Origin of the sequence: Oscillibacter acetigenes (genome assembly GCF_025567605.1) — a bacterium.
Classification (GTDB): Bacteria; Bacillota; Clostridia; order Oscillospirales; family Oscillospiraceae; genus Oscillibacter; species Oscillibacter welbionis.
In genome coordinates, this window is the sequence record NZ_JAOQKG010000001.1 from 377,322 (window position 1) to 378,940 (window position 1,619).

General features: G+C 62.3%; 1 protein-coding gene. It reads left to right on the forward strand.

The window, feature by feature from the left end:
• The first annotated feature begins 54 nt into the window (after positions 1-54).
• Positions 55-1,602 carry a ribonuclease Y gene (gene rny, locus OCV80_RS01905; protein WP_021752184.1) on the forward strand — a complete coding sequence of 516 codons (1,548 nt, stop codon included), beginning with the start codon at positions 55-57 and terminating at the stop codon, positions 1,600-1,602.
• The last annotated feature ends 17 nt before the right edge of the window (positions 1,603-1,619 follow it).

Sequence of the window (1,619 nt, forward strand, 5' to 3'; positions counted from 1 at the left end):
CTGCATATAAAACCCAAAGCGTACAGGATACCGGACACAGGAGGAGAAGATACCGTGATTGGAAACGTCGTTGCCGCCCTGATCGGGCTGGCAGTTGGCGGCGTGATCTGCTTCTTCCTCGGTATTCGCTACCGGAAAACCGTTTCTGAAAAGGAAATCTCAAGCGCGGAAGAAGAGGGAAAGCGCATCATCAACGAGGCCATCAAGAGCGCCGAGACCAAGAAAAAAGAGGCACTGCTGGAAGCCAAAGAAGAGATTTTGAAGAACCGCAGCGAGTACGAGAAGGAAGAGAAGTCGCGCAGAGCCGACCTGCAGCGGCAGGAAAACCGCCTGCAGCAGAAGGAAGAGAACCTCGACCGCAAGACCGAGGCTCTGGAGAAGAGAGAGGAGTCCCTGGCCCAGAAGCATGCGGCCATCGACAAGGAAAACGAGGAGATCAAAGTCATCAAGCGCAGCCAGACGGAGATGCTGGAGCGGATTTCCGGCTTCACCGCCGAGGAGGCCAAGGCCTATCTGATCGCTCAGGTGGAGGCCGAGGTGACCCACGAGACCGCCCTCAAGATCAAAGAGGTCGAGTCCCGGATGAAGGAAGAGTGCGAGGCGCGCGCCCGGGAAGTGGTGGCCCAGGCCATCCAGCGGTGCGCTGCCGACCAGGTGGCCGAAATGACCGTCAGTGTGGTTCCCCTGCCCAATGACGAGATGAAGGGCCGCATCATCGGCCGCGAGGGCCGCAACATCCGCACCATCGAGACCCTGACGGGTGTGGATCTCATCATCGACGACACGCCCGAGGCCATCACCGTCTCCTGCTTCGAGCCGGTGCGGCGGGAGATCGCCCGCCTGGCCCTGGAGAAGCTGATCGCCGACGGCCGCATCCATCCCACCCACATTGAGGAGATGGTGGAGAAGGCACGCCGGGAAGTGGAGAACACCATCAAGGCAGAGGGTGAGCGCGCCGTGTTCGAGTGCGGCGTGCGGAACCTGCACCCGGAGCTGGTGAAGATGCTGGGCCGCCTCCACTACCGGACCAGCTACGGCCAGAACGTCCTGCAGCACTCCATCGAGGTCAGCCACATCGCCGGCATGATGGCCTCCGAGCTGGGTGCGGATGTCCAGGCTGCCAAGCGGGCCGGCCTGCTCCACGATCTGGGCAAGGCCGTGGACCACGAGCTGGAGGGCACCCACGTGTCCCTGGGTGTGGAGTTCGCCCGGAAGTACAAGGAGCGGGAGGACATCATCCACGCCATCGAGGCCCACCACAACGATGTGGAGCCCCGGACCGTGGTGGCCTGTCTGGTGCAGGCGGCAGACGCTATCTCCGCAGCCCGCCCCGGTGCCCGGCGGGAGAATCTGGAGAACTACATCAAGCGTCTGGAGCAGCTGGAAACCATCACCGGCTCCTATCCCGGCGTGGATAAGGCCTACGCCATCCAGGCCGGCCGCGAGGTGCGGGTCATGGTGAGGCCCGAGCAGGTCAGCGAGGACCAGATGGTCATCCTGGCCCGGGACCTGGCCAAGAAGATCGAGGAGGAAATGGAGTACCCCGGTCAGATCAAGGTCCACGTCCTGCGGGAGACCAAGGTCATCGAGTACGCGAAATAAGAATTGCAGCAAGGCGG